Raw genomic sequence first — 20,153 nt, forward strand, 5'->3', positions numbered from 1 at the left:
ATACCCATACCCGTATATATATTGAAAGGAGCATATGGAAAATGGAATATAACTACACTGAGTCGATGAAAACTCGCCTTCGCCGAATTGAAGGCCAGATACGAGGCGTATTGCGTCTGATGGAGGAAGGTAAGTCGTGCAAGGATGTTGTAGCTCAGCTGTCCGCCGTTCGAAATGCATCGGACAAAGCTATTGCACAGATTGTTGCGGAAAACCTGCATCAATGTATTTTGGCTGAACAAGCCGCAGGTAACAATGATACTGGCAAAATGGTACAGGAAGCGGTCGAGTTACTGGTGAAAAGCCGGTAAGTTCTTCCTGGTCTAAAACAACCAAGAGGAGAGGAATACGATGGCATTCAAATTTCCAAAAGCAACTACGCCGCAAGAAGTGGCGGCGAAGCTTATTAATGGCGAGAAGCTTTATCTGTTGGATGTTCGCGAAACTGACGAGTGGACTTACGGTCATGTTGAAGGCGCCAAGCATATTCCGCTGGGGCAGCTTTCCGAGCGGTTGCATGAATTAGATCCGTCTAAAGAGACTATCGTCATTTGTCGCAGCGGCAATCGCAGCGGCCTTGCGTGTGAATTGCTTAGTGAGAAGGGCTTCAACGTCGTGAATATGACCGGCGGACTGAACGCTTGGATAGACAAGCTGGTCTAATGCGCAAATACTCGATGATGTCAACAAAGTAGTGCGAAAGGGTGTGGAATCTTTGGACACAGGTTTGATCATTAATATTTTATTTATCGCGGTTATCGTGTGGTTTGCATATATGAAATTTAAACCTGCTAAGGGGCTCCGAAATCTAAACACGGAAGGTTTTAAAGCCGAAATGACGAAGCCGGACAAACCTTTCGTAATCGATGTCCGTGAGCCTAGTGAGTATAAAGGTGGATATATCGCTGGGGCGAAGAATATCCCTTTGTCTCAGCTGTCTGGAAGACTGTCCGAGATTCCAAAGGACCAGCAAGTGCTTCTTTATTGCCGAAGCGGCATGCGGAGTCAAAGTGCGGCGAAGATGCTCTTCAAAAATGGGCATACAGAACTGGCTCACCTGCAGGGAGGCCTCGGTGCCTGGAACGGAAATCTCACGCACAAGTTACTAGATAGGTAAATGAATCGACATGACTAAACCAATTGATATTTTCAAAGCACTATCCAATGAAGCACGTCTTCAGATCTTAGAATGGCTTAAAGATCCAACAACCCATTTTTCGCCACAAGAAGGAAATGATCTTATTGGGGTCGGGGTATGTGTAAGCCAAATTACTGAAAAGTTGAATATGAATCAATCCACTACTTCACAGCATCTTTCTATCTTACAAAGAGCAGGACTAGTTCATGTTAAACGTATCGGGAAGTGGACCTACTACCGCAGGAATGAAGCGGCAATAAATCAAGTTGGTCGGTTCCTTCAAAAATGACAAAAAAAGTCGCATAAATTGCGGCTTTTTTTGTTTTAAGGATTTCCATCGCGACAGTATGGAGGCGTTTCTTTAAAAAAATTTTAAGCTTGCTCATATATAATGAGGCCTACAGTGATCATTGTGAATTTAAGAAACCTTGTCTGATCGGAGGATTTAAGATGGCGAAAATGAAAAAAAAGTGGGTAGCGCTATGTTCGACAGCTGTTGCTGCTGTCTATGCCGCTGGATATTGGTCCACGGAGGTCGAAAAACCGGAAGTGCTTGTCAACAGGAATTACAGCAGTACCTTTGTGTCAAGCAAAACCTCGGTATCAGGAAACGATGAGGTACCCTCAAAGTATATCGACGGAACCTACACCGGAATGGGAAGCAATCGCCGTGGCATGATTCAGGTGACGGTCGCCATCAAGAATGACCAAATCACGGACGTCGAGATTAGCGACTTCGCCATGCACTATTCAATCGATGACGTCATCGGAATGCCAGAAGAAGTATTGCAAATTCAAAGTGCGAAGGTAGTTAATGTCTCTGGCGCGACCTATAGTACAATTGCGTTCTCGGACGCTGTGCAGGATGCGTTAAATCAGGCACTTCGAACTTGAGGCCTCTCTGATGAAAAAAGCCAAATTATTCATGGGCACAGTTGTTCAGATTGAAGCTCGCTGCGGAAATGCAATGTCGGAGGAAGAGCTCGAAATACGAGTTAGCAGAGCATTCGATGCCTTTCGGCAAGTCGAAAGAGCGTGCAGCCGCTTTAGTCCCGAGAGCGAATTAATGCAGGCTTGTCGCAGGATTGGAAAAGCCACAACGATCAGCCCGTATTTGTTGGAGCCGTTAAGATTCGCACTTGAGATGGCCGAATGGACAGATGGCTCATTCGATCCCTCCATCGGCCGGTTATTAGAGTCAAAAGGATTCAACAGCCATTACTTGACCGGTGGAAGGACGAACAGTGATGCTGACTTATCCGCCAATTTCCGGGATGTCGAACTCAACGAAACGAATCGCACATTATGCTTGCACAAACCGCTCATACTGGATTTAGGCGCCACCGCCAAAGGTTTCGCCATCGACTTGGCAGTAAGTGAGCTCAAAGGCTGCCCCGGATTTGTCGTGAACGCAGGAGGCGATGTATATGCGGGGGGGACAGACGAGCAAGGAGACAAATGGACAATCGGCATCCGCGAACCGAAAAGTGCAAACGCCATCCTGCAGACGCTATACATCTCCGATGCTTCAGTATGCACTTCAGGAAGCTACGAGAGACGAAGCGAAGTGGATGATGGTGAGCATCATATCGTTCACCCTGCAACAGGCAGATCACCTAACGAATGGATTAGCTGCAGCGTTATTGCTCCTTACGCCATGATGGCGGATGCTTTTTCAACCGCGGCGTTTGTGATGGGCGGGGAAGAAGGAATAGCATTAATCGCCGAGGCTGGCCTGCAAGGCTTGATCCTGACATGGGATTTACGTATCAAAAGGATCGGAGGAATTTAGTATGAAATGGAAACAATGGTTCAAATCGCCCAAAGCATATGTTCTTATCACGATCGTTGTCTATCTTTCCATCGCTTCTTGGGCTTCACATAGTATACTTGGCATAGAAAATGGAGGGATTGCGGTTGGGACAGCAATTGTTATCGACGTTCTCTTTGCTCTAATCAAAAAGAGAAAACGCATTATGCCAGACGGAGCGGCTATTACGGGACTGATTGTCGCTTTGATTCTTAGCCTCAATACGGCTTGGCCCATTATCGCGAGTACGGCATGCCTTTCGATCATTTCTAAGCATCTACTTGTTTATAAGAAAAAACCAATATTTAATCCAGCAGCTTTCGGACTGTTCTTGTCGATACTGATCTACCACACGGAACAAAGCTGGTGGGGGGCTTTCGGGGACCTTCCCGGCTGGTATATTCCGCTGTTGTTAATAGGCGGATACGCCGTAACGAATCGCGTGAATAAATATCAGCAAATATTCGCTTTTTTCATGATAACTTTTGCGATGGTGCTGGCCATGGAATTGTTGCATAGAGGCGACGCTTTCGACGCACTCCGGCCGCCGTTCATTAACGCGACTTTGTTTTTCGGCTGCTTCATGCTAACAGATCCTCCGACATCACCTGCCAAGCCCACTGGACAAATCATATTTGGCATATTGGCCGCCGTTGTCGGAACGATTGTATACGGAATATATGGCGGACTGATGTATTTGTTTATCGGGCTGTTCGCCGGCAACCTTTATCATTTGCTTCATACACGCTTCTCTTCAAAAGTAACAACGAAATCACGTAAGGAGCCACGACAGCGGGGAATGACTGTTTAAATTCATGATGGCGCGATTATGCTGCCACTACGTTTCGTAGATCTTCATCAGCTTTCTAGCCGTATGCTTCCAGCTGAAGCGATCTACCGCAGCCTTTCCTGGCACGCGAATAATGGTTGTATTTCCAAACACAGATTTGCTTGGCAAATTTTTATTCGATCGGCTTACAATAGTGATTTGATATTTATAAGAAACATGCTTTGAGATTTGATAAATACAATTCTCAACTGATCCTCCACTGAAGGGGGGAACAGGTATTTGCTCAGGCGCAATGATTAATAATCTCATCAGATGTTTACTCCTTGGCAGGCAGGATGATATAGACTATTCAGCGCTCGTTCATTCGTTGTTAGGTATGCATAATTAGACACCAATTGATTTCAAGGGGTTCGTCGGATTCGCGCATTTGATCCAGGGAAGCTTATCTCCACGGTTGTGCCACGGCCTAAAATGGATTGGATCCTGATATTTCCTTCATGTAATTTTACGATCCATTCTGCAATTGAGAGCCCAAGACCTGTTCCACCTGTGGAACGTGTGCGGGCTTTGTCACCTCGATAGAAGCGCTCGAATACATGTGCCAGATCCTCAGGCGCAATTCCAATTCCGGTATCTGATACGCGTATAACTATGCCATGAAATGTTTGATGGGCTGCTATTACGATGGAACCCTCTGACGGCGTAAATTTATATGCATTGTCAAGTAAAATAAGAAGCACTTGCCGAATACGTTCTTCATCGCCCCATAAAATGATAGAGGGCTGGACTTCGGAATCGACATGGATTTGTTTTGTTTCAGCGATCAAACGGAATTGCTCCCCGACCTCATTCATTACGGTGTCTAGATATATAGGTGCCCAGTGAAGCGCTAAATCATGGGTATCACCCTTAGTTAATGTCAGCAGATCGTCTACTAATTTCCCCATTCGTTTACTCTCTCTAAGAATGTTAGAAATATTGGAGGATTCTTCTTCGATTGTATGGTAGGGATGCCTAAGCAGCATCTCCGTTTGCGCTTGAATAATCGTGATTGGTGTTCGCAATTCATGCGATGCGTCAGCGGTGAAACGCTGCTGCTTTTCCCAAGATTGACGAATAGGAACCAACGCCCGTCCGGCTAAACAGTAACCTCCCGCCATGGATAGAAGGAGTCCGATCGCAATGCCTGCAGCAAGATCTTGTTGCAAATTTTTAAGCATGCCCGCGACATCTCTAAGGCTTCTTACGACGGTAATCGATTCGACCGGTATAGTTGCGTTGCATTTTATGTCCCTGCATGAGATCTGAAGTAGTCGATAGCTTTGGTGATCTATAGTAACGGTTTGAAGGAGCTTATTTGTAATGGGCTTCAACATCTGTGTTTCCTTCTGAGATAAAGCTTGTTCCGGCAATTGACCTATTAATTCACCGTCCTTGCTCCAGAACAGATAAGTCGTTCGCTCATCCTGTTGAAGTTCCCTAAAGTCCGATCTAAGCAACTCATCCAAATTCAATGTCGCACGAATTCGGCTTTCTGACTGATGCAAGATCTCATCCATATCGTTGTAGAGTCGAAAGTGAACATGCCAATAAAGAATGGCTCCAAGTGCGGTAAGTATAAGTAAGAATGCTGCGGAATGGAAGAAAGCCAGCTTAATGCGAATGTTACGAAACATCAGAGCCTCCTTTGATCATGTAACCAGTGCCTCGAACGGTTTGAATCAGATTTTCTGCACCATGAGAGGATAGTTTTTTACGCAAATGATGTACATAAACATCGACAGCCGAGATCGCCGCCTCGGAATCAAATCCCCATATCCGGTCAAAAATTTGCTCACGAGTCAATATACGGTCCTGATGGCATAAAAGAAATTCCAAAAGTTCATACTCTTTAACAGTAAGCTTAAGAGGCTGATCACCGACAATAACGTCCCTTACGGACGAGAGCAATTTGACGGGACCACAGATGATCTCGCCTTCCTTGCTTATTGCTCCTTTACGTCTAAGTACAGCTCTAGCTCTGGCCAGCAGTTCGGCTAAGGCGAAAGGTTTCGGCAAATAATCGTCTGCTCCGGCATTGAGGCCATTCACACGGTCATCCAAGCTGCCTCTAGCGGTTAACATGATAATAGGGATTGGGTTTGATTTCGCTCTTAATTGCCGAACAATTTCAATACCATCCATTCCGGGAAGCATAATGTCAAGCACGATTAAATCATGGATTCCTTGCTCTGCAAGAAATAAACCTTCGTTTCCGGTCGCAGCGACATCTGTTGAATAATTCTCACTTTCAAATAGTTTGCTAATGATACCAAGCAAAGCAGGGTCGTCCTCAACAATTAGAATGCGCATGATTTTATCCCTTTCTGGTTTTTAAGAATATTTCAATAATCTCTTGCTATGATGGCTATGTTTAGTACAAAAATCAAGGGGGAATTCCATTGTTGAATGAAATTGTTGATCACTTACATCCTATTCTTGTCCATTTCCCAATCGTTTTGATCACTATCGCTGTACTACATGACCTCATCGTATCTATTCGGCGTGGGTCTCTTCCATTGAAACAAGGGCTTTGGATTTGGGTTGGCGCTGCATTATCTGCATGGCTTTCCGTGGCGACTGGTCCTGAAGAGGACGCTAGAGCCAATACTGCTTTCTTGGAAACTCACAGTACGTTAGCGGACATTACGGCGTGGGTCGTTAGTATCATGGTGGTGGTTAGACTTTTATTGCTGCTTCGCGGCAAACAATCCTTCGCTAAGCTGACGCTCGTTATATATTTTGTAGTTGCTATTGTCTCATGCGGTTTAGTCTTGGGTACTGGCTATTATGGCGGAAAAATGGTGTATGAAGACGGTATAGGTGTAAAAGTAAATGACGTAATGGTAAACCCTCCGAAAGGAAATCATGATTAGTATCTAATAACTGCAAATGCACAAGGAGGCTTTCAATTTGAACCATCCGAAAAAAAACAATCATATCGAGAAACACTTTACAGCGACCGCTCTAATCAGAGACATCGTGATAGGTATGTCGGATGGACTGACGGTTCCTTTTGCCCTTGCAGCTGGTCTTTCGGGTTCCGTATCGGGGACGCAAATTGTTGTTGTTGCTGGCTTGGCAGAGATCGCAGCCGGTTCGATAGCGATGGGTTTAGGGGGGTATCTAGCGGCTCGAACCGAACAAGAGCATTATGAGAATGAACGAGAGAGAGAGCGGCGGGAGATCATCGAACTTCCTGATTATGAAAGAGAAGAAGTAGCCGAGGTGTTCCGGGAATGGGGGCTTCAAGAAGATCTCGTTGAATCGGCCGTCAACCAAATTAGCAGCGATCCGGATCGTTGGATTTCCTTCATGATGAAGCATGAGCTTGGACTTGAAGAGCCTGAACCAAAGAGGGCACGCAATAGTTCGATAACAATCGGGTTATCCTACATCGTAGGCGGGTTCATTCCGTTATTTCCATATATGATTATTCATCACGACGTTACGGCTCTAATGGTTTCTGTTGCAGCGACACTAACAGCGTTATTTGTCTTCGGATACGTGAAGGGGAAATTCACAGGCTCTAAACCGTTAAAGAGTGCTGCTCAAACCACATTAGTCGGTGGCTTGGCTGCTGCCACAGCCTTTTTGGTAGCTAGACTCATTGCCTGAAAAACATCACATGGATCACCAGATAATTCTGGGATATATTATGGAGGCGATTACTTAATGTTCCATTATACGGTTGAAACAACAAAGACACATGAAGAAGCGGTCGAGGCACTGACGGAAAATCTAAAGGCTGAGAAATTCGGTGTGCTGTGGCAGCTCGATATGCAGGAAAAGCTGCGAGAGAAAGGTGTCGAATTTGATATGTCTTATCAAATTTTAGAGGTTTGTAATCCGGTTGAAGCCAAGCGTGTGCTTTCGGAGAATGCACTGATCGGTTACTTTCTCCCTTGCAAATTGGCCGTATATGTAGAGAATGGAACGACTAGGATCGGCATGCCGAAACCGACGGCCTTGATTGAGTTGGTTGAAAACGAAGCCTTGATGAGTATTGCTTCCGATATCGAGAAGCGGTTGACCGCTTGTGTCGATAAGAGTGTTTGATTATCATTTTATTAGAAGAGACCCCAAATATCTCGGACTTCGGAATTACATGATCTAATTGAGCCGAAAAAAATCGGTCACGACTCCGTTAATCGATTGAAATTCGGCTGCCTGTTTGGCACAGAATTGCGATTCAAATGAATTATTTTATTCACACAATAACAGCCATTTTAAACGGCTTGCCCTCGATACATTTCTATGTTCGGTTCGGAATTCAATAAGAGCTTTATGATTAGTAACGTAAAACGTATAGTATGAACAAATAAGCCGGGACGATCTGTACGTCCGAGCTTATTTGTTGTTGATACCTGGCCTCAGTGTGAGTCACTGTAGGCTTTATCTGACCAGTTTATTAATTCTTCAGGCGTTATTCTCGCCACAACTTCATAACCGTTCCCCAATCCTTTTGGCTTTATTATAACGGCCCCCAGGTTTGGAATCTCACCTAATCCTACTTTAGGAGGGAAAGTGTGAGCGACAATAATTGAGTTTGTATCAGGAGTAGGTGGAATTTCAAATATTTTGGTTAAGTCCGATAAAATTTTTTGTTTCTTTTCATTTGGATAACTTTCTATTTTTAATTTTTCAATGGAAGCTAAAATGGGGGCTACGACCACATTTTTTTTGCCAAAAATAATGTTAGCCGTATCCTTTGCTCGACAATAAGGGTCAGATATAACAGGTAAATGAATAGGAAAGGGGTTTTTCTTAAACACTTCTCCGATTGCCAAGGCTTGTTCCTTGCCAAGATTACTTAAATTCCTCTGTGTTAGGCAATCATTTAAGTTCACCTCAGATTGATCTTGACCTATCGTTGCCTCTCCATGTCGAAAATATATAATGAAACCTCCTTTTTTCAGATTATTGAGTATTACTGTGATATTGCCTGTTTCGGATTCGCGAGCACCAACTTCCGGAGCGGCAAATAGGAGAACAAGGGCAGAAATAGCTAGCGTGATCATTATTTTAGGGTACATAAGATGTTCCTTTCCGAGTTTTCTATGAATCCCATCAAGTAGTTTTTCAATTTTTAAAGATAATATACGCAAAGACAGTTGTAATGATTGTTCTGAAATCCAAATAAAACAGCTGTCGAAACCAGCGTTGTCGTACATGATTCATTGACTGGACAGTAGCTCACGATTCCAGTCATTGCGCCAGAAGATATAGAAAGGGTTAATTTCGAGTTTACGGTACCGTCTGATACAGCACAAGGAATTATGATCCCCAATCGGGTAACGGTTACTTGGCCGGAACATGTCTTCGATTCACTCCTCAGCTTCCGAACAATCCTGCCATCTCTGGCACCTGGAGAGAGAAGGGTATTTACTCTGCAGTTGCCAATACCGTCATGATGCGGAAGGAGGAACCCAGTTCAGGAACATCGTCACGATCTTCTCTGACCAGACACCGCATCAACAAGAGAGGTCCTTATACGTAGGTAGGTGATGTCAGTCAGGAATACCTTTTCTGTCGGGTGACAAGAACATGGTAACATTGAGAGTCGCATATACTGCGGCTTTTTTGTTTTATGTTATCAAGTTCTTGTCAAAATGAAATGACAAGAACTTGATAACATTCCCGATAGGTGAGAAGAACTTTGTAACATTCCCGACAAGACCCTTCTTTGGTCACTGAAGACAACAAAATTTGCCACAGTCTTATTAAGCGAACGGGAGTTTACTTCAATTTATTACTGATCCTTCATCTGGATGAAGCGGTCAATTCAATTTGTGAAAACTGTTCATCTGTGTTTTTTCACTTATCGTTATGTATTATCTTGAGTGTTCTCTAGGATCCTAATTTTACCACCGATTAAATAACTTAATTTAGTATTGGTCGGCAGCTGAGTGTTCTCGGCTGCCTTTTATTTGTCCCCAAAAGCATGCTATTTGAGATATAGGAAAGCGCTCGAATGTTCAAAAAACTATTAAACTGGATTTGGAATTTCCGTTAAAATATGGAGTAAAACAATCTATGCTGGGGGAGAAGCAATGAAATTGGCATATGCTCGTATATCCTCAGAACCAGAATCCAGAACGGCAGATACAGAAATTTCGAGAATTAGGGATTCATTAGCGATACATATTTGTTGAGAAACAGAGTGGGGAGATTTTAACCGGCCAAGATACCAGGCTATGAGATTATGATTCGGGCTGGTGATCTTATCTACTTGGATTTCTTAGATCGTCTAGGGAGAAAGTATGAGGGAATTATTGCGGAATGGAAGTATATCACCCGTAAGCTCGGAGCAGATATTATTTTTTTGGGTAATGAGGCATTGTTTGATTCTAGCAAATTTCGTTCGATGGGTACTTCGGGAAAGTTATGGAGGATCAGCTTCTTAGTTTACTAGCTTATTTGGCTGAAAAAGAAAGAACAATCACCTACGACAAGCAGATGGAATAGCTATTGCACGAGCTGAGGGTATTAAGTTTGGACGGCCACTTCAGGAGATTACAGAAGCATTTATCCAGACTTATCATGAATGGAAGAGCAGATCGATCACTGCATCAACCGCAATGAAAAATCTTGGAATGAGTAGAACTACATTTTATCGGCGTGTGAATGAAATCGAAAAAAACTAGATGGTATTATTCATTACGAGTCGGCCGATAGTATCGTAGCCAGGGTAGAACGTCTCTGCTCGTTCAACATGCTGAGCAGGCTGTTTATTCTAACGGCCTGCTCTTTTTCATTGCGTCATCGTTTCCTCCGGTGGGGGTGATACCGGCGTAATGATTTGCTTAAGCCTTTGAAAGGTAAATCTGTCGGGGAGGACGTAGCCTTTGGGCTGAGCTTCCAGAATACGTCTCCAAACCTCTTCATCCGTTTTTGAAAGGATAAAGCCTGGATCAATCGGCGAGGCAAAGAGAGGCGCGAGGTTTAGCGTTTCAACAGCAGCCGGTACTTGCTTTTTTCTTCGTTTCCGTAATGGCGGAGATTTTTTTTTTGCCGTTTTTATTTTCTTAAGCCTTTTATTTTTTTTTGATACTTTTTTGTTTTTCGAGCTGACGGTTTTCTCTTTCTTGGTGTAACCCATTTGTGGTCCTCCTCCGGCAGTGTTATGACTTGTTCCCCAGATTGAGCCTCTAAGGCTAGACGTTCCTCCGTATGTTTACTCCGGGCGGACTCGTACAGCTCCAGAACCCGTGAGATCATCGTAGACAATGACCAATGATGATGCCCCCACGCTTTCGCCTGGTCGGCCATCACGCTTAATAGCTCCGGCTCTTCCAGGGCTGTTCGAAGGCATAAATAGAGCTGATCAGGGTCTCCCAAACGAGATACCAGCCCGTTTTGAAGGTGGATAACCATTTCCGGAATGCCTCCGGCATCAGAAGTGATGACTGGTTTACCTGCAATTTGAGCTTCAATGATCGCAAATGGCTGATTGTCCTGCATGCTGGGCAGAACGACAAAATCAGCTTGCTGCATCATTTCGGGCACGTCCTCCCGGTGTCCCCAGAAGAGAATATGATTTGCCAGACCAAGCTGATTGGTCAGTTGAATTAATTCATCGCGAAGGAAACCGTCTCCGACCAGCCAGCAAACCCAGTCAGAGCGTTGTTCCTTTAGTTTGGCTAAGGCATGAATGAGAGTGGAATGTCCTTTTACGATATCGAAGCGGGCGGGGCATATAAATACTTTCTCCGCCAGGGGTTTAATCGTCTTTGGTTCTCTAAGCATTTTATTCTGAAATTCAGCGATATCTATCCCATAATGACTGACCGTCACGTGTTCTTCGGGAACAGCAAAGTCATTGACCAGTTCGTTTTTTAACCAAAGCGAAGGAGAAATCGTTACATCACTAACCGTTGCGCCAAGATACTCCCGTAAGGACGAATAGTACCACAAGGGAGAGCCTATATTTTGGTCAGTCATGCCCATTTCTTTCAATTTAACAAACCATTCCTTTGTAAGACAGCCATGAATGGTGGTAACAAGGGGGATATGTGCAGGCTTAACGCGGGAAATCGCGTGTGCGCTTACGATGTCCTGCGCGTGTATGACATCGTATTCGGCCAATCCAAAATACAAAGCGGCTGCTTCCATGCACAATCTATCAACCTCTGCTTGTTTGATCCAAGGATCGATCCCCGGCAGCAGTTGATTCAAATAAAGTTCCGTTTGGTGTGCAATGAGAGGAGCAAGCCGACTTTTCTCTATCGATAAATTTCTGCTTGGAATATAGAAGCCTTGCGCATCCGGTGTTGAGGAAAATATATCAACTTCATGTCCGGCACCTTGTAATCCCTTGACCAGTTGATTGACATAGGTATTTACGCCGCCGGCATGCGGCAGTGCCCACATGCAAGCGATTAATATTCGCATGTTTTGTCCTCCGATTGGTCCGTCGTCCCATTAGTATATGATTCAACCAAAGTATTGTTAACGTACACGAACCTATTTCAGCCGTATTTCCGGACGGGCATCTCCCTATTACATAGCCCTTTAAAAAAGATAAATTTCCAACAATAACCGCTAAAGCATGGCATTTATCTCTTTTAGTCCATAAGTTCGGGATAAACTACTATTTTCATAGCCTTTAGACGTTAATCCAATGCGACTCTGATTCATTTGCGTATTATGCTAGAAGATGAATTGAAGGAGTTGAAAGAGATGGAGCTTGCCCTTAAATATAAAATCGCCATAATCGGCCTGGGGTATGTCGGATTGCCGCTCGCGAAGTTGTTCGTAGAGAAAGGGAATACGGTATACGGAATTGATACCGATATTCGCAAGATTCAAATGTTGCAGAAACGTCAATCCTATTTATCCGACTATAAGAGAAACGATATTAGAGAGCTCTTCAGCGGAAAAAACTTTCATGTCAGCCATTCGTTTGAAGTCATAGAGAAGGCCGATGCTATTATTCTGTGTGTTCCGACGCCACTTGACGAACATATGCAGCCGGATTTGAGATTTGTGATAAACGCCACACGCTGCATACTTCCTCATTTACGAAGAGGCCAGATTGTCGCCCTTGAAAGCTCCACCTTCCCGGGGACTAGCGAGGAAGTCTTAAAGCCGCTTCTGGAGACCACGGGACTCGAGGTCGGGAAGGATCTTCTGTTTGCTTATTCGCCGGAACGGATCGATCCAGGATCGCATTGGGAACTGTCGCAAATTCCGAAGGTAGTAGGCGGAGTGAATCCGGCAAGTACCTCGTATGCCAAAGAAGTCTATGGTACCGCATTTGAGAAGGTAGTTGTCGTATCTTCACCTCGTGCCGCAGAGATGACGAAGCTGCTGGAAAATTGTCAGCGATTCTTGAACATTTCTTTTATGAACAGTCTTCTTAAGCTGTGCGAAGAGCTGGATATCAATCTTTGGGAAGTTATTGAAGCAGCAGGGACAAAGCCGTTTGGATTTACTAAATATTATCCCGGTCCGGGAGTTGGCGGACATTGTATACCGGTTGATCCTTTGTATTTGCTCTGGAAAGCGAGAGAGCATCAGATCGACATGCCCTTCATCGAGCTTAGCTCGCAAGTAAACGAGAGTATGCCCGCTTATATTGTTGGGAGAGTTTCCAAAATCTTGAGGCCAAAAGAGTTGAAGGGCAGCAGCGTGCTGATTATTGGCGTCACGTATAAAAAAGATGTTAATGATATGCGCGAATCCATAGCATTGCCTATTATTCAACAATTGCTGCAGGAAGGCGTCCATGTCGGCTTTTTCGACCCTTACGTAAACGAACTGCAAATTGGTGAAACAACTCTCCATTCGCTTCCGCTTACTGCACGGAATATGAAAAATTACGATCTCACCGTCATTCTGACGGATCATTCCAATATTCCATACGAGCTTATTGTCGCTCATACACCTATTGTCTTGGATACGAGGAATGCAACCGGCAAACTTGCGGACCGGAATAACGTTATCCTAATTTAAGGAGGGAATTTCTTGAAGATATTAGTAACAGGCGGGGCAGGGTTCATTGGCTCTCATCTTGTGGAAAGCTTATTGGTGGCAGGGCATACCGTCTGGACGTTGGACGACTTCTCGAACGGAAGACCAGAGTTTCTCGCTCACTTGTCCAATCATCCTCGTCATAGTCTTATTGAAGGGTCGGTACTGGACCGGAAGCTAGTGAAGAAATGCATGGGTCATGTAGATACGGTCTATCATCTAGCAGCTGTGCTTGGAGTGAAAAATACGGTAGAAGATCCAATTAAGGTCATTGAAGGCAACATTGACGGGACCCGCAATATTCTTGAACTGGCATATCCGAGCCGCACCAAAGTTATATTTGCATCAACCTCGGAGATTTACGGGAAAAATGAGAGGTTGCCGTTTAACGAGATGTCTGACCGCGTTTACGGTGCGCCTTCCATTCATCGCTGGAGTTATGCGACAGCCAAATCCATCGACGAGCATATGTGCTTTGCGTATGCAGCGAAAGGACTTCCGGTGACGGTGCTTCGTTATTTCAATGCTTACGGACCTAGGCAAACAAACTCGCAATATGGCGGGGTCGTAGCCAGATTTATTACCGCCGCAATAAAAGGAGAACCTCTTGAGGTATACGGGAACGGTACGCAGCGGAGATGCTTCACTTTTGTGGACGATACTGTAAGCGGAACGGTCGCGGCGCTTAGTCCGGAGACGGATGGTCTGGCATTTAATGTCGGTTCGACTCATTCCGTGACGATCATTCAGCTTGCGCAGCTGATTATTCAGCTGAGCCGTTCTACGTCGCCGGTTATACTCAAATCCTATGCGGAGGCTTATGGTCCGGGTTATGAGGATATGCCGGCCCGCGAGCCCGATCTGACTCGGGCAGAGACTATACTTGGCTATAAGCCCTCCGTTTCTTTGGAACAAGGACTTAATAAAACAATTGAATGGTACCGTGAGCGTCTCAGCTTAGAGACGGTCTAGTCGGAGGAGGGAAGCGGAATGAAGATTGCACTTGTTTCCTATTGGTGTATTCCTTATTCCGGCGGAGTTTCCACGTATACGCTGGCATTAAGGAAGGGACTCGAAGACCTTGGACATGAAGTGGACATTATCTCCCACAACGAAACGGGAATGAAATACCACATGGTAGACAAGGGGAAAACCATCGATAAACCGTTGATTTCGGAAGCGGTGAAGCAGAATACCGGTAGGCGATACAATATAAAAATGCATGCCTATGACGCCTGGCTGGCTGATATGGAAAGCGAGCGCATCGCTTTCCGTCAAGCGTTATCCCATTTCAGATTGGAAGATTATGATCTCATCCACGCCCAGGATGTCATATCCGCGATAGGCGCCTATGAAGTGAAACTGCCGAATATCCCGCTGCTATTAACTCTTCACGGAGATCTTGCAGCGGAATGGAAGTATCAGGGTGTTGTCTCGAAGCGCTCCTTATCCTGGGAATGGGCGAAAGCACTTGATCATTACGGAAGATTAGCAGCAGACCAGATTATCTTTCCTTCTGGATGGCTTAAGCGGCAGTATGACGTAAAACCAGGCCGAACAAATTCCTCAGCAGCCGTTATTCCTTATGGCTTCGATACATTGAAATTCCTCCATCAAACTGCCCTTTATACGCCTGCCTTTAATAAAAACGGCTTAAAGTTAATTCTATGTCCTGCGCGTCTCGATCCTGTGAAGGGTCATCAAGTGCTGCTGCAAGCTTTGTCTATGTTGAAGGAATCCCGTTCGGATTGGATTTGCTGGTTGGCGGGGGACGGTCCCATGCGCGAGCAGTTAGAACAAATAGTAAGCCAGTTAGGGTTAGGTCAACAGGTAAGCTTTCTTGGTCACCAAAATAACATGGCGTTGCTGCTGCAGGAAGCGGATCTGATTGTTCTGCCAAGTATTCATGACAATTTGCCGTTTGCTGTAATGGAAGCGCAGGCGGCTGGAAAACCCATCATTGCTTCGGACACAGGGGGAATACCCGAAATGATTGACAACGGAAAGACGGGTGTGCTTTTTCCAAGCGGGAAGGCGAATCTGTTATGCAGGGGCTTAAACCAGCTGCTTAGCGATGAAGACCAAAGAAAGAAATTGGCTAATCAAGCCAGATATCAAGGCCTTCGCAATTGGTCATTACGAACGATGATTAACCGGACGATTCTTCTTTACGAGAAAACCATAGCTGCAAAGCGTGCTGACAGCTTATGAAAATTCTTATTGCAACGTATTGGCTGATTCCGCATGTAGGCGGGGTATGGGTATATATACAGGATCTGAAAGCCAGTTTGGAGAAGCTAGGCCATGAAGTAGATATATTAGCGAGACATCCAGACGAGAACAGCTACTATATCGTGAATACCGGCCGCAGAGTTGAGAAAAAGTTGTTTAGACAATTGATAGAAAAAGAAATAAGAGCGGTGTATGCCTCGCAGCAGATTCCAATTGACCCTTGGATCGTCGACCAGGAAACCGAGTTTTGCTCTTATGCGCTGGCGGCCTCGTATTTGGGCCTCCAGAGCTATAATATCATCCACGCACAAGATGTGATTTCCTCGCGTGCCTTATGGCAAATCAAGCCGGAGGGTGTTCCTTTGATCAATACAATACACGGGTGCCTCGCAACCGATTTCTGGGTTTCTCTGGAAGGGCGAACACCATCCGATTCGATTTGGAAGTATGCCTGCGCCAGAGAATATTATGGAGCAACCTCAAGTGATTTGGCCGTCGTACCGACCAACTGGCTGCATCGGACGCTTGGCAGTTATCTGGTGCCCGGTGATCATATGGAAGTGGTTCCTTACGGAATGAACATCGAACATTTTTTACAGCGCACCAAAGAGAGAAATTCTTTCAGACTTCCGAAAGAAAACTGCAATATTTTGTGTCCCGCCCGCCTGGATAAAGTAAAAGGACACAGCAGCTTGTTAGATGCCCTGTATCTGCTCAAGCAATCCAGGACCGATTGGAGATGCCTGTTTGTTGGCGACGGCAATCTCCGGGAAGAGCTGGAAGCCAAAGCACTTCAACTTGGCTTATCGCCTTACGTTGTATTTGCAGGAAGCAGGAATGATGTGCCTGCGTTAATGCGGCAATCGGATATCATCGTCCTTCCAAGCCTGAATGACAACCAGCCGTATGCCGTAATGGAAGCTCAGCTCGCGGGCAAGCCGATAATCGTTTCGGATGCCGGAGGTATTCCGGAAATGGTTCAGCACGGTCAGACCGGTCTGATGGCAAGAGCCGGGGATAGCGGCGAACTGTCGCGCTGCCTGCAATTGCTGATCGAGAACAAGCCGCTTCGTAACCGATTAGCCAAGAACGGACACAACTGGGGCTTGAATCAATGGTCGCTCCCCGCTATGGCAGAACGAATCGAAAAGCTGTATGAACTTCTCAGGAACAATCAGCATACCCGCAAGGCATCGCATCCGCCTAAGCATCCCGGTCACCATGGTTCTAAGATATGCACCTATTTCCGGAATGCCTATCAGATGGACATTCCTAAGTCTTTTTCGATCGTAGACGACCATATCGTTGGTTCGATCTTGTTCCAAGCCAACGAGCCCCAATAAATTTTAAAAAGGAGTGAAGTCAGAGATGGCAAACCAACAAATTACCCCTTCAGGGCCTCAGCAGGAGCCGTCCATTGCGCTTAATACTCTTGACCAATCCACCATCTTGGTAACGACAAATGATTTGCGTTCGGGCAATAACATGACAACGGTCTACCGTTCGATTAACGCAGGGGTATCGTATGCTCAAACCTTACTTTCACCTCCACCGGGATTTGACGCCTCGGGAGATGGCGTAGCCGCTTTTGGTTATGCTCAAACCTTTCTGGTCGCCGCTACCGCGCTCACTGTAAACCCTGTGCAAAACTCCTCGATTATCGTTTATCGTTCAACCGACAATGGGGCTTCGTTCTCTACTCCCGTCATTGTCAATCAGGGCTTCGGGACGGCCGTTTATAATGATAAACCGGCGCTTGCCATTGATACGGCGAATGGCAGCCCTTATCTGGGGCAAGCGTACGTCGCGTATACCCGGTACTTTAACAATTTTACGCAGTCGGAAACCCTGTTCCAGCGATCCCTGGATCAAGGACTGACCTGGTCTCCGCCAATTCTGCTGACGAATCAGGTGCAAGGCGTAACAAGCTTTGGATCAACGATTGCGATCGGACCGCAAGGCGATGTGTATGTCGGTTGGATGCAATACGGGCCAGGAACGCCGGAATTTTTAATGCGGAGATCGCTGGATGGGGGAGTAACCTTTGGGCCAATCGTAATCGTGTCCACGGTCAGCCTCGTACCGACTCCTCTGCCGGTTCCAACCTTTGGTTTCCGCGTCTTGACCATTGCTTATATGGCGACGGATATTTCGCCGTTTAACGGTCAAGGTATCGTCTATGCCGTCTGGCAAGATAACCGTACGGGCAGCGCGCATATCTTTATGTCGCGTTCGACGGACAGGGGCAATACCTGGTCAGCCGCCAAGCAGATTGATGACAGCCCAGCCGGTACGCAGAACTTTCTGCCCAATGCGACGGTTTCCCGCGACACCGGCGCATTCAAGGCTATGTACTATACGAACCGCGTAACCAATAATCTCCTTGATGTGTATTTGACCGAGTCGAATGATGCCGGCAATACGTTTCTGCCTAACCGCCGGATTACCAGCGTCTCCTTTGATCCAAACGCAGACCCGTCGATTGGCGAACCTACACCGTCGATTGGCGATTATAACGACCTGGAAATCAACGCGGCAGGGACAACTTTCATTGTATGGATGGATACGAGAACCGGATCGCAGAATATTTTCGAGGACCGGTAAACAAAGAAGCGGTTGGTTAGCCGGAATCCAGCTAACCAACCACCTCATTGTTGCCTACTTACAGATAGACAGTTCCGTCAAGATGCACGGGGCCGGTTAAGGTAACCGAGTTTTGTCCAACATGTTCAACGGTGAGGGAATATTGCTGGAAGGTACCAACCAGACCAGCCGATGCCGTTTCCGTATGCTGGAAGGCCGTCGTGAAATCAAGCGCTACCCATGGGCCTTCTTGTACTGTTCCGATAAAGGCAGAATCCATTGTCTGGTACACTACTGGAGCAGGAGCAGCGATGCCGCCGCGCCGGATGCGGAAGAGCAGCTTTGGAACAATATTGAGCAGCAGCAGCTGTGCTTCCCAGCCAATCGATGCTTTGATTTCAATCCGGTTATTGATGTTGTTGATTTGGAGGAAAACGGAGGTCAACAAGTATTCGGTACCCGGAGAGATGGTAAACGGAAGAGAACCCGTTCCGGCGGCAACTTCTTGATATTGGTAATCTACAATTGTAACAGTCATGCTATCACCTCCTTTCAAAAAGCAAAATCATCAGGAATATCCGATTGTCGTTCCCTTTAGTACGATCGGCCCCATTACCGTAATCCTGCCGATGCCGGCTGATTCTGCCGTCAGATAATAGGACTGATATAATCCGTCTGTTCCTGGTTCGGGAGATTCCACGTGATAAAAGTCGGTTGTGGCAGAGGTTGGGGATGTGTTGCTGCTCCAGTAGCAGGAGTCAGCGATTTGGGAGACTTCGGGGAAAGCCGGAGTAACGCCGCCTCGTCTTAGCCGGAGTATGATCTTCGGCACAATGGGCAGCTGAGACGCTTCGGCTCTCCAGCAGACGGATGCTTCGATAAAGATTTTGCTGTCAGGGCTAGAGCTTTTCAGAAATAGGGATGTGAGCAAGGTTTCTGTACCGAAAGAGATAGGAAGCGGGAGGGAATGAGTGCCCGGCAGTACTCTTATTGAAGCGGAATCTTGAATAGCCATCGTTTTTGTTGCCCTCCTCTTGTTATAGGTTAAACGTTCCGCCGATAAGCGTGACCGGCCCGGAGATTGTTGCCATGCCCGTACCCGCGAGCTCTGCTGTCAGGCAGTATTGTTGATAGGTTCCAATGTTCTCTGAACTTGGCAGATCGGTGAACTGCAAAGATAAAGTCTTATCTATCATTAATATGGGAACGTCATGGCCTAGGGAGACGGAATCGACGACCCAGCAAATTAACTTATGGGCCGATGTAAACCCGCCACGGCGAATTCGAAAAATCATGTTGATATGCTGCGTGTTCTGTAACAGAGGAGTTTCCCAACCGATTGTTGCATAACCGTTAATCCGGGTTTGATGATCCGCAATAGGAAGAAAGATAGAAGTAAGCAAAATCTCGGTACCCGTAGCTATTGACAATGGCAGCGATCCCGTTCCGACAGAAACCTCCTGCGCAGAAAAATCTATCCAGTCGCTCAAGCTGATCTCCTCCTCGTTTCTGCTTTTCATATATTAGATTCATTGATTTAGTAGATTGCAATGTACAGATATCCCCTGGTAAATATCTGTTATGCG

General features: G+C 45.9%; 24 protein-coding genes. 15 read left to right on the forward strand and 9 right to left on the reverse strand.

Annotated elements, in window-relative coordinates:
• Window positions 1-41 precede the first annotated feature (41 nt).
• The 7 genes from AB4Y93_RS02935 (at window position 42) to AB4Y93_RS02965 (ending at window position 3,759) form a co-directional block, all read left to right on the forward strand.
• Window positions 42-311 (forward strand): metal-sensitive transcriptional regulator, encoded by a 270-nt coding sequence (locus tag AB4Y93_RS02935; protein ID WP_441888771.1) that lies wholly within the window; start codon window positions 42-44, stop codon window positions 309-311.
• Window positions 312-351: 40 nt separating this feature from the next.
• Entirely contained in the window at window positions 352-663 is a 312-nt protein-coding gene (locus AB4Y93_RS02940; RefSeq protein ID WP_441888773.1) for a rhodanese-like domain-containing protein, read from the forward strand.
• A gap of 52 nt (window positions 664-715) precedes the next feature.
• Window positions 716-1,117 carry a rhodanese-like domain-containing protein gene (locus tag AB4Y93_RS02945; RefSeq protein ID WP_441888775.1) on the forward strand — a complete coding sequence of 134 codons (402 nt, stop codon included), beginning with the start codon at window positions 716-718 and terminating at the stop codon, window positions 1,115-1,117.
• Between the two features lie 10 nt (window positions 1,118-1,127).
• Complete coding sequence (locus AB4Y93_RS02950) at window positions 1,128-1,427, forward strand: ArsR/SmtB family transcription factor (RefSeq protein ID WP_441888777.1); 300 nt, start codon at window positions 1,128-1,130, stop codon at window positions 1,425-1,427.
• 161 nt (window positions 1,428-1,588) lie between these two features.
• A complete protein-coding gene (locus AB4Y93_RS02955) occupies window positions 1,589-2,032 on the forward strand; it encodes an FMN-binding protein (protein ID WP_441888779.1) in 444 nt (147 codons plus the stop codon).
• 10 nt (window positions 2,033-2,042) lie between these two features.
• Window positions 2,043-2,930: an FAD:protein FMN transferase gene (locus AB4Y93_RS02960; protein WP_441888781.1), complete on the forward strand. Its 888-nt coding sequence runs from the start codon at window positions 2,043-2,045 to the stop codon at window positions 2,928-2,930.
• Window position 2,931: 1 nt separating this feature from the next.
• Window positions 2,932-3,759 (forward strand): RnfABCDGE type electron transport complex subunit D, encoded by an 828-nt coding sequence (locus AB4Y93_RS02965; protein WP_441888783.1) that lies wholly within the window; start codon window positions 2,932-2,934, stop codon window positions 3,757-3,759.
• A gap of 27 nt (window positions 3,760-3,786) precedes the next feature.
• Here the strand turns inward: AB4Y93_RS02965 and AB4Y93_RS02970 are convergent, their stop codons facing one another.
• The 3 genes from AB4Y93_RS02970 to AB4Y93_RS02980 form a co-directional block, all read right to left on the reverse strand.
• Window positions 3,787-4,047: a hypothetical protein gene (locus AB4Y93_RS02970; protein WP_441888785.1), complete on the reverse strand. Its 261-nt coding sequence runs from the start codon at window positions 4,045-4,047 to the stop codon at window positions 3,787-3,789.
• 92 nt (window positions 4,048-4,139) lie between these two features.
• Window positions 4,140-5,414: a sensor histidine kinase gene (locus AB4Y93_RS02975; RefSeq protein ID WP_441888787.1), complete on the reverse strand. Its 1,275-nt coding sequence runs from the start codon at window positions 5,412-5,414 to the stop codon at window positions 4,140-4,142.
• Window positions 5,404-6,090, reverse strand: coding sequence for a response regulator transcription factor (locus tag AB4Y93_RS02980; protein ID WP_441888789.1), 687 nt, complete (start codon window positions 6,088-6,090; stop codon window positions 5,404-5,406). The genes AB4Y93_RS02975 and AB4Y93_RS02980 overlap by 11 nt, the downstream gene beginning before the upstream one ends.
• Before the next feature lie 89 nt (window positions 6,091-6,179).
• On the opposite strand from AB4Y93_RS02980, the gene AB4Y93_RS02985 reads away from it, so the two are divergent.
• Genes AB4Y93_RS02985 through AB4Y93_RS02995 form a run of 3 tightly spaced genes read left to right on the forward strand, consistent with a single transcriptional unit; the run spans window position 6,180 to window position 7,836 of the window.
• Window positions 6,180-6,653, forward strand: coding sequence for a DUF2231 domain-containing protein (locus AB4Y93_RS02985; protein ID WP_441888791.1), 474 nt, complete (start codon window positions 6,180-6,182; stop codon window positions 6,651-6,653).
• A 37-nt stretch (window positions 6,654-6,690) separates the two neighbouring features.
• A complete protein-coding gene (locus tag AB4Y93_RS02990) occupies window positions 6,691-7,395 on the forward strand; it encodes a VIT1/CCC1 transporter family protein (RefSeq protein ID WP_441888793.1) in 705 nt (234 codons plus the stop codon).
• A gap of 57 nt (window positions 7,396-7,452) precedes the next feature.
• Window positions 7,453-7,836, forward strand: coding sequence for a DUF302 domain-containing protein (locus AB4Y93_RS02995; RefSeq protein ID WP_441888795.1), 384 nt, complete (start codon window positions 7,453-7,455; stop codon window positions 7,834-7,836).
• Window positions 7,837-8,150: 314 nt separating this feature from the next.
• Here the strand turns inward: AB4Y93_RS02995 and AB4Y93_RS03000 are convergent, their stop codons facing one another.
• The 3 genes from AB4Y93_RS03000 to AB4Y93_RS03010 all read right to left on the reverse strand — a co-directional run bounded on the left by AB4Y93_RS03000 (window position 8,151) and on the right by AB4Y93_RS03010 (window position 12,171).
• Window positions 8,151-8,951, reverse strand: a complete 801-nt coding sequence (locus AB4Y93_RS03000; RefSeq protein ID WP_441888797.1) for a histidine phosphatase family protein — start codon at window positions 8,949-8,951, stop codon at window positions 8,151-8,153.
• A gap of 1,580 nt (window positions 8,952-10,531) precedes the next feature.
• The gene (locus tag AB4Y93_RS03005; RefSeq protein ID WP_441888799.1) at window positions 10,532-10,879 is read right to left on the reverse strand and encodes a hypothetical protein; all 348 of its coding nucleotides are present in this window, start codon (window positions 10,877-10,879) and stop codon (window positions 10,532-10,534) included.
• Window positions 10,798-12,171: a glycosyltransferase family 4 protein gene (locus tag AB4Y93_RS03010; protein ID WP_441888801.1), complete on the reverse strand. Its 1,374-nt coding sequence runs from the start codon at window positions 12,169-12,171 to the stop codon at window positions 10,798-10,800. The genes AB4Y93_RS03005 and AB4Y93_RS03010 overlap by 82 nt, the downstream gene beginning before the upstream one ends.
• Before the next feature lie 288 nt (window positions 12,172-12,459).
• Between AB4Y93_RS03010 and AB4Y93_RS03015 the strand changes: the two genes are divergently transcribed.
• The 5 genes from AB4Y93_RS03015 to AB4Y93_RS03035 are packed head-to-tail and all read left to right on the forward strand — an operon-like array spanning window position 12,460 to window position 18,588.
• The gene (locus AB4Y93_RS03015) at window positions 12,460-13,734 is read left to right on the forward strand and encodes a nucleotide sugar dehydrogenase (RefSeq protein WP_441888803.1); all 1,275 of its coding nucleotides are present in this window, start codon (window positions 12,460-12,462) and stop codon (window positions 13,732-13,734) included.
• Window positions 13,735-13,746: 12 nt separating this feature from the next.
• A complete protein-coding gene (locus AB4Y93_RS03020) occupies window positions 13,747-14,724 on the forward strand; it encodes an NAD-dependent epimerase/dehydratase family protein (protein WP_441888805.1) in 978 nt (325 codons plus the stop codon).
• Between the two features lie 18 nt (window positions 14,725-14,742).
• The gene (locus tag AB4Y93_RS03025) at window positions 14,743-15,963 is read left to right on the forward strand and encodes a glycosyltransferase family 4 protein (protein ID WP_441888807.1); all 1,221 of its coding nucleotides are present in this window, start codon (window positions 14,743-14,745) and stop codon (window positions 15,961-15,963) included.
• Window positions 15,960-17,327 (forward strand): glycosyltransferase family 4 protein, encoded by a 1,368-nt coding sequence (locus AB4Y93_RS03030; RefSeq protein WP_441888809.1) that lies wholly within the window; start codon window positions 15,960-15,962, stop codon window positions 17,325-17,327. The genes AB4Y93_RS03025 and AB4Y93_RS03030 overlap by 4 nt, the downstream gene beginning before the upstream one ends.
• A 25-nt stretch (window positions 17,328-17,352) precedes the next feature.
• Window positions 17,353-18,588: a sialidase family protein gene (locus AB4Y93_RS03035; RefSeq protein ID WP_441888811.1), complete on the forward strand. Its 1,236-nt coding sequence runs from the start codon at window positions 17,353-17,355 to the stop codon at window positions 18,586-18,588.
• A 58-nt stretch (window positions 18,589-18,646) separates the two neighbouring features.
• Here AB4Y93_RS03035 and AB4Y93_RS03040 read toward each other — a convergent pair whose 3' ends face one another.
• Genes AB4Y93_RS03040 through AB4Y93_RS03050 form a run of 3 tightly spaced genes read right to left on the reverse strand, consistent with a single transcriptional unit; the run spans window position 18,647 to window position 20,057 of the window.
• A complete protein-coding gene (locus tag AB4Y93_RS03040; RefSeq protein WP_336772929.1) occupies window positions 18,647-19,105 on the reverse strand; it encodes a hypothetical protein in 459 nt (152 codons plus the stop codon).
• Between the two features lie 30 nt (window positions 19,106-19,135).
• A complete protein-coding gene (locus AB4Y93_RS03045; RefSeq protein WP_336772928.1) occupies window positions 19,136-19,582 on the reverse strand; it encodes a hypothetical protein in 447 nt (148 codons plus the stop codon).
• A gap of 22 nt (window positions 19,583-19,604) precedes the next feature.
• Window positions 19,605-20,057, reverse strand: coding sequence for a hypothetical protein (locus AB4Y93_RS03050; RefSeq protein ID WP_441888814.1), 453 nt, complete (start codon window positions 20,055-20,057; stop codon window positions 19,605-19,607).
• Window positions 20,058-20,153: the final 96 nt, after the last annotated feature.

It is taken from the genome of Paenibacillus sp. YAF4_2 (assembly GCF_052113225.1).
Taxonomy (GTDB): domain Bacteria; phylum Bacillota; class Bacilli; order Paenibacillales; family Paenibacillaceae; genus Pristimantibacillus.